Source organism: Nitrosovibrio sp. Nv17, assembly GCF_900119085.1.
Classification (GTDB): domain Bacteria; phylum Pseudomonadota; class Gammaproteobacteria; order Burkholderiales; family Nitrosomonadaceae; genus Nitrosospira.
Map to the genome: position 1 here is coordinate 1 of NZ_FPIQ01000038.1, position 6,934 is coordinate 6,934.

8 protein-coding genes are annotated in these 6,934 nt (G+C 60.2%); 3 read left to right on the plus strand and 5 right to left on the minus strand.

Annotated elements, in window-relative coordinates:
- On the minus strand, nt 1-788 hold a 788-nt coding region (gene coxB / locus BT108_RS13015), incomplete at its 3' end, for a cytochrome c oxidase subunit II (protein ID WP_072294994.1).
- A 986-nt stretch (nt 789-1,774) separates the two neighbouring features.
- On the opposite strand from coxB, the gene BT108_RS13020 reads away from it, so the two are divergent.
- A complete protein-coding gene (locus BT108_RS13020) occupies nt 1,775-2,353 on the plus strand; it encodes a redoxin domain-containing protein (protein ID WP_072294989.1) in 579 nt (192 codons plus the stop codon).
- 6 nt (nt 2,354-2,359) lie between these two features.
- Here BT108_RS13020 and BT108_RS13025 read toward each other — a convergent pair whose 3' ends face one another.
- The 4 genes from BT108_RS13025 to lolA are packed head-to-tail and all read right to left on the minus strand — an operon-like array spanning nt 2,360 to nt 6,396.
- Complete coding sequence (locus BT108_RS13025) at nt 2,360-3,067, minus strand: DUF6781 family protein (protein ID WP_072294990.1); 708 nt, start codon at nt 3,065-3,067, stop codon at nt 2,360-2,362.
- Nucleotides 3,068-3,089: 22 nt separating this feature from the next.
- Complete coding sequence (gene serS / locus BT108_RS13030; RefSeq protein WP_072294991.1) at nt 3,090-4,427, minus strand: serine--tRNA ligase; 1,338 nt, start codon at nt 4,425-4,427, stop codon at nt 3,090-3,092.
- A 42-nt stretch (nt 4,428-4,469) separates the two neighbouring features.
- Nucleotides 4,470-5,780, minus strand: a complete 1,311-nt coding sequence (locus tag BT108_RS13035; RefSeq protein WP_072294992.1) for a replication-associated recombination protein A — start codon at nt 5,778-5,780, stop codon at nt 4,470-4,472.
- Nucleotides 5,773-6,396: an outer membrane lipoprotein periplasmic chaperone LolA gene (gene lolA / locus BT108_RS13040; RefSeq protein WP_072294993.1), complete on the minus strand. Its 624-nt coding sequence runs from the start codon at nt 6,394-6,396 to the stop codon at nt 5,773-5,775. Before lolA ends, BT108_RS13035 begins: the two co-directional genes overlap by 8 nt.
- Between lolA and BT108_RS13660 the strand changes: the two genes are divergently transcribed.
- Nucleotides 6,395-6,622, plus strand: coding sequence for a hypothetical protein (locus BT108_RS13660; protein WP_143142506.1), 228 nt, complete (start codon nt 6,395-6,397; stop codon nt 6,620-6,622). The genes lolA and BT108_RS13660 overlap by 2 nt on opposite strands.
- 16 nt (nt 6,623-6,638) lie before the next feature.
- On the plus strand, nt 6,639-6,934 hold a 296-nt coding region (locus BT108_RS13045), incomplete at its 3' end, for a methane monooxygenase/ammonia monooxygenase subunit C (protein ID WP_218184876.1).

A 6,934-nucleotide genomic window follows, 5' to 3' on the forward strand; every position in this document is an offset into this window, starting at 1 on the left:
GCCTTCTGCTGCGATACCCACTGCGCGTACTTCCCGGGCTCCACCGCCTCCACCACGATCGGCATGAACCCATGCTCCTTCCCGCACAGCTCCGCGCATTGCCCCCGGTACGTCCCGGGCTTGTCGATCGTGAACCATGCATCCCGGATGTAACCCGGAATCGCATCCTGCTTCACCCCCAGCGTCGGAACCCACCACGCGTGGATCACGTCATTGGCCGTCAGCAAAATCCGCACCTTCTTCCCCACCGGCACCACCATCGGGTTGTCAACCTCCAGCAGATAGTGCTCCCCCTTCGACTCCCGGTTCTCCTGCTGTGCCCGCGGCGTCGACAGCTCGCTCAGGAAACTGATCCCCTCGCCTTCCCCCGTCAGGTAGTCGTACCCCCACTTCCACTGGTACCCCGTCACCTTCACCGTGATGTCCGGGTTCGACGTGTCCTTCATCGCAATCACCGTCTGCGTCGCCGGGTACGCCATCCCGATCAGTATGAAGAACGGTATCGTCGTCCAGATGATCTCCACCGTCGTGCTGTGGTGAAAGTTCGCCGCCTTGTACCCCGCATCCTTACGGTGCTTCAGCACCGAGTAGAACATCGTCCCGAACACCCCGATGAAGATCGCCAGGCATATCCACAGCGCCAGCGTGTGCTGGTCGTATATCTGCTGCGCTATCACCGTCTGCGGCGCCGGAAGATTCAACTGGTAGGGATCCGCCGCCGCCATACCAAGCCCGGAATACGTCCCATACGTCAGAGCACACGATAGCGCTGCCAGTCTACTACTCATATTCCCCCCTACTTGATTGCTGATGACCATTACAGTTCGATGACAAAGAAATCTTTCCGACGGATCGGCCGCGGAATGACATCTGGATCATCCCGGTCTCCCATCCAGCCATCCCGGAAGGTGCTCACACATGGAAATTGTCGCCACGACCCTCACCGGCAACCGACTTTATTTTATATTTTTATTAATAACCCTATTTGGATTGTCGGTAATTTGTGCTATCATATGGTCTCCAAAAACACCACCCATTAAGAGTGCGGGCAGCCATATAAGTTTCAACGCCGGCCAAAAAACAAGATCGCAACCATATTTCCCACTCACCCGGGAACAATATCACTCAACCAATCGGACTCGACTTGATTGATACGAACTCAAAGCGGAATAACGGTGAAGCGGAAGAACCCATATGCGGAAACACGCCTGCAACCCGCTTGCCCGATTCCACCCCTCCTGGCAGAAGCATGTCCGAACCGGCTCTCCTGTCAAATCATTCGCCTTTCCTGACGCCTCCTCCCCGAACAGACGCAGGAATCCGCCATTCCCTCCCATCCTTCAAATCGACGCCGTATCGCATCTCGACAACAAGGCGCTTCCCATGCCTTTTCCAAACGGGCACGCACTTGTAAGCTAATATAAAATTCTACCACACGTAAATTGCGCATACAAGATAAACGCACGTCGGCAACCCGATTCCCCCTCAATGCCCATATTCTAAAAATCGGTATTTTCCCTTTTTGAAACAGGGGAATTTACGCAATCCGGGATTCAAGGACATGGCACTTCGATTCGATGATGCCATCATTCCCGGGCGCCTCCGATGAAGGATGCGGGGAAGAATATCCTCGATCCCGGCGCTGTACGGAAAAAGCAGAGGCTCGCGACCCAAAGGAGGCAATGCCGACACACCGGGGATACGCACCGGCCTTCATGCCATGAGATAATCCCTCATCTGCGATTCTTCCTTTAAATATGTTGGAGGCATATATATGACTGGTACTGCAAACATCGCAAGCGCGGGCATGGCGCCGGAACTGCAAACATCGGGCTGGCTCAATACCACGCAGCCGATCACGCTTGCATCCCTGCGCGGCAAGGTGGTCGTGCTGCATACCTTCCAAATCTTCTGTCCCGGATGCGTGCAGCTCGGCATTCCCCAGGCACAGAAAATCTTCCAGGAATTCGACTCGAGCAAGGTCGCGGTAATCGGTTTGCATACCGTTTTCGAACATCATGCAGCGATGAACCGGGAGGCGCTGGAAGTATTTGCGTATGAATACCGGCTGCGCTTTCCCATCGGTATCGACCGGTACGAGGGCGAGCCCGAGGGCATTCCGCTGACCATGCGCACATACCGGATGCAGGGCACGCCCACCCTCATTCTGATCGACAAGTCCGGACGCCTGCGTTTGCACAAGTTCGGGCACGTCAGCGACTTGTCCATCGGATTCTCGATCGGCGCGCTGCTTTCCGAGGAAGTCGAAGAAACCGATACTCCGGCGGATCCGCCCGCCACGATCGACACGCAGGCCGGATCGGCCTGCGACGATGACGGCTGCAGTGTCTGAGGAGGCCTAGCCGGGTTTTTCGGAACCTCCATCGGACCTGATCCGCTCCGCGATACCGGTCAGCACGCCCGCGGCGATCTGGCGCATGAGGCCGGTGACTGCCTGGGTCAACTGCAGTCCGGCTTCGACCCGGGATTGACCCGCGGCGGCAATCTCGCGATTGAACGCCGCGAGCGTATCCTTCAGCTGCGCCCCCACCGACGTGCCGCTGCGCCGTGCGTGCGCCACCAGATCGCGCAGGGTTTCCGACACTGCCTCGTGCGCAGTCGCTGCCGATGTCTGCACGATTTCGAAAAACAGCGCCTCTACACCTTCCAGTTCGGTGCGCAGCCTGGCCAATTCTTCGCTGGAAAATGCCTGGGCGCGGCCCCGCGCCTCTTCCAGCGCCAGCTTGGAGGCTTCGGCAAACTGTGCAAGCCCGGCGTCCAGTCCGGCAACTGCATCGCGCACAGGAGCCAGAGCCGCCTGTGCAGAAGCGGGCGAGGGCGGAAGCTTCTGCCGAGCGCCTTCGTGCACACCCCGCATCACCGCAGTCATGATGCGCCGCAGGGATTCGAGATCGCGGTTCTGCGTGCTCAGCGCCTGCACCGTCAGGTCGCGAACCACCCCTCGCACGTCGCCCTCGCGGGCTATGGCGTCGCATACACCCTTCTCGAGCGCCGCGATGTCCGCCTGAGCATCTGGTGCTGCCCCGCTTTCAATGTCCCTTTCCATGACACACCCTCCTGATGATGAATTATGCCTTGCCCCTGAGCCGATCCATGCCTCCCATATGGGGCTGCAGTGCCTCGGGAATCGAAACACTGCCGTCGGCATTCTGAAAATTCTCGAGGATGGCCACGAGCGTGCGCCCGATCGCCAGCCCCGAGCCGTTGAGCGTATGCAGCAACTCGGGTCTGCCCTTCTCGTTGCGAAAGCGCGCCTGCATGCGCCGCGCCTGGAATGCCTCGCAGTTGCTGCACGAGGAAATCTCACGATAGGCGTCCTGACCGGGCAGCCAGACCTCTATGTCGTAGGTCTTGGTCGCCGAGAATCCCATGTCCGCGGTACAAAGTTCCATGACACGATAGGGCAGCCCCAGTTTCTGCAGGATCTTCTCGGCATGGCCGGTGAGAATCTCCAGCGCTTCGTAGGACTGTCGTGGGTGCACCAGTTGCACCAGTTCCACCTTGTCGAACTGGTGCTGCCGAATCATGCCGCGCGTATCCCGCCCATAGCTTCCCGCCTCGGAGCGAAAGCACGGTGTGTGCGCCGTCAGCCTGAGAGGCAGGGATTCATGTGGAACGATGCGGTCCCGCACGATATTGCTGAGCGGAACCTCTGCTGTGGGGATCAGGTACAGGTTGCCGTCATCCGCCCCGGATCGCGCATCCTCCGGCGAGAAGCCCCGCCCGCCTCCCTCCTGCCGCCGCGGAATCTCGAACAAATCCTCCTTGAACTTCGGCAACTGTCCGGTGCCCAGCAGGCTTTCCGCATTGACCAGGTAGGGCACGTACGCCTCCACGTAGCCATGCTCGTTCGTATGCGTATCCAGCATGAACTGTGCGAGCGCGCGATGCAGCCGCGCCAGGGCCCCGGTCATGAGGCTGAAGCGTGCCCCGCTCAGCTTCGCCGCGGTGGAAAAATCGAGCAGGCCCAGACTCTCGCCCAGGCTCACGTGATCCTTCGCGGCAAACTCGAACACGCGCGGCGTGCCCCAGCTGCGCACCGCACGGTTGTCCGCCTCGCTCTTCCCCACCGGCACGCTGACATGGGGAAGATTGGGAGTCTGCAACAAGATGTGCTGCAGCTCGGCCTGTATGCGTTCAAGCCTGCTCTCCACCTGGCCGATGTCGTGGCCCAGGCCGTCCGCCTCCGCCATGATGGCGCTTGCGTCCTCACTCCTCCCCTTGGCATGGCCGATCTGCCTGGAGAGCGTATTGCGCCGCGCCTGCAACTCCTGGGTACGCGTCTGCAACAGCTTACGCTCGGTTTCCAGGGTACTGAACTCCTCGACCGGAAAACGATGCCCGCGCCTGGCAAGCCGAGCGACGGTACCTTCCAGATCGCTACGCAACAACTGTATGTCCAGCATCCGTGCTCCAACGGATCCCCGAAACGGTGCAGCAGGGGATCATTACGCGTCCTTTGCCTGCGTATCCAGTTCGCGCAGGTACGCCAGTTTTTCCGAAATCCTTGCTTCCAGCCCGTGCGTGGTCGGCCGATAGAAATGAATCTCCCGCATGCCCTCGGGGAAGTAGTTCTCTCCGGCCGCATAGGCTTCCGGGTAATCGTGGGCATAACGGTATCCGTGCCCATGACCCAGATCCTTCATCAGTCTGGTCGGAGCATTTCGCAGATGAACCGGAACCGGCTGCGACGGATTGTCCGCAACGCATGCGCGCGCCTTATTATACGCAAGATAGGCGGCATTGCTCTTGGGTGCACAGGCGAGATACAGGACCGCCTGCGCCAGGGACAGCTCGCCCTCGGGGCTTCCCAGCCGCTCGTACGCTTCCACCGCATCCATCGCGACCCGCAGCGCGCGCGGATCCGCAAGGCCGATATCCTCCGTGGCGGCACGGATCAGCCGCCGTCCGATGTAGAGCGGATCCGCACCGCCGTCCAGCATGCGGCACATCCAGTAAAGTGCGGCATCCGGACTGGAACCGCGCACGGACTTGTGCAGCGCCGAGATTTGGTCATGGAATTCGTCGCCACCCTTGTCGAAACGACGCCTGCCTCGGGCAAGCATGTTGCCGGCATAGTCCGCCGAAATTTCGGATATACCGTCGACTTCCGCCGCGACGCCCACCTGTTCCATGCAGTTGAGCAGGCGGCGCGCATCCCCGTCCGCGTATCCGATCAACAGTTGCCGTGCATCACCGGTGAAGTGGAGATGCGGCAATGCCTGCTCATGCGTCCGTTCGAAGAGAACGGCGAGTTCCTCCTCGGACAACGCGGTCAGCACATACACCTGCGTACGCGACAGCAGGGCACCGTTGACCTCGAACGACGGATTCTCGGTGGTGGCGCCGATGAATGTCACGAGACCCTGCTCGACATAAGGAAGAAACGCGTCCTGCTGCGATTTGTTGAAGCGATGCACCTCGTCCACGAACAGCAGGGTATGCCGTCCCGATCGCTGCAACGTGGCACGCGCATGCTCGATGGCCTCTCGAATATCCCGCACGCCCGACATGACCGCCGACAGGGGGATGAACTCCGCGTCGAATACCCGCGCCATGAGTTGCGCCAGCGTGGTCTTGCCGGTGCCGGGCGGCCCCCATAGGATCATCGAATGCGGCCTGCCCGATTCGAAGGCCAGCCGCAACGGCTTGCCCGCCCCGAGCAGATGCGACTGTCCCACGACATCATCCAGGGTCTCCGGACGCATCCGCTCCGCAAGCGGGGCAGCCGGTGCCCGCTTCTCGAACAGATCAGTCACTGATCACATCCGCCCCGGCGGGAGGATTGAATATGAACAGTTCCGGCGCCAACCGCGGGTTACGCTCCACCCTTGAAAACACGAGCACCGTGGTCTGGCCGAAATGATCGCGCAGTTCCATCGCCTTGAACTCTCCCGTAGAGGAAAATCCCAGACGCACCCATTCAAAGGTACCTTCCCGTACACCCGGCCTGGCTTCGAGCCATTCCATGTCGCCTTGGGCTCCGAGCTCTGCCAGGTCGAAACCGGACTCGATATCGCCACTGCCTGCCAGCAGTGCGGCAGGACTGGCCCCGATGGCCTGATCCAGCCGGCGTACCGTGACCTGATCCAGATCGCGATCGTAGAACCATACCCGCGCGCCATCTCCGACGATCAGCTGTTCGTAAGGTTTCTCATAGGCCCATCTGAATTTTCCGGGCCGTTCGAACTGCATGACGCCATCGCTCCGCTGCATCACCCGGGCATCGCGGTCCAGCACGGTCTGCACGAATGTCGCTCGCATGGTGCGCGTATCCTTGACGAACGCCCGCAGGCTCTCGATCGCGCTTGCCTGCGCACCGCAGGCAAGCAAGGACAGCAGTAGAATCAGATGAAACCGCTCCAGACACTTCATGGCGCTTCCCGATGGCAATGCACGACGTCCGCACCTGATTTTACCGGCTTCCGCAACCCTCCGGGACGGAAAACGCCCGGATGAGGAAAACCCCATTCTTGATGTGGAACTATGCGGAATCCTGGCGGTCGAAGTTCCGTCAGCGGAACTTTACGCACCCGTGACGCTTCGAGCCAGGGATATCGTGCACACGTCCGCTGCAGGAATTGGCATCTTCAACACGTGACACGGAGGTAATCGATATGGCAACGACACTAGGAACGACGGGCAGTCGAGCGGGGTCGAGCGACCGCGACTACGACATGTCCCTGTGGTACGACTCGCGGTGGTACAAGTTTGGTTTGATCACCATGCTGCTGGTGGCGATCTTCTGGATCTGGTACCAGCGCACCTTTGCCTACTCGCACGGGATGGACTCGATGGAACCCGAGTTCGAGAAGGTATGGATGGGGCTGTGGCGGGTGCACATGATCGTGATGCCGCTGTTTGCCCTGATCACGTGGGGCTGGATCTGGAAGACACGCGACACCCGGGAGCA

Excerpts from the sequence above, each read along its gene's own strand:
- serS (WP_072294991.1), bottom strand. The coding sequence starts at position 4,427 with ATGCTGGACATACAGTTGTTGCGTAGCGATCTGGAAGGTACCGTCGCT.
- BT108_RS13660 (WP_143142506.1), top strand. The coding sequence starts at position 6,395 with ATGGCGCTTCCCGATGGCAATGCACGACGTCCGCACCTGATTTTACCG.
- lolA (WP_072294993.1), bottom strand. The coding sequence starts at position 6,396 with ATGAAGTGTCTGGAGCGGTTTCATCTGATTCTACTGCTGTCCTTGCTT.
- BT108_RS13020 (WP_072294989.1), top strand. The coding sequence starts at position 1,775 with ATGACTGGTACTGCAAACATCGCAAGCGCGGGCATGGCGCCGGAACTG.
- BT108_RS13025 (WP_072294990.1), bottom strand. The coding sequence starts at position 3,067 with ATGGAAAGGGACATTGAAAGCGGGGCAGCACCAGATGCTCAGGCGGAC.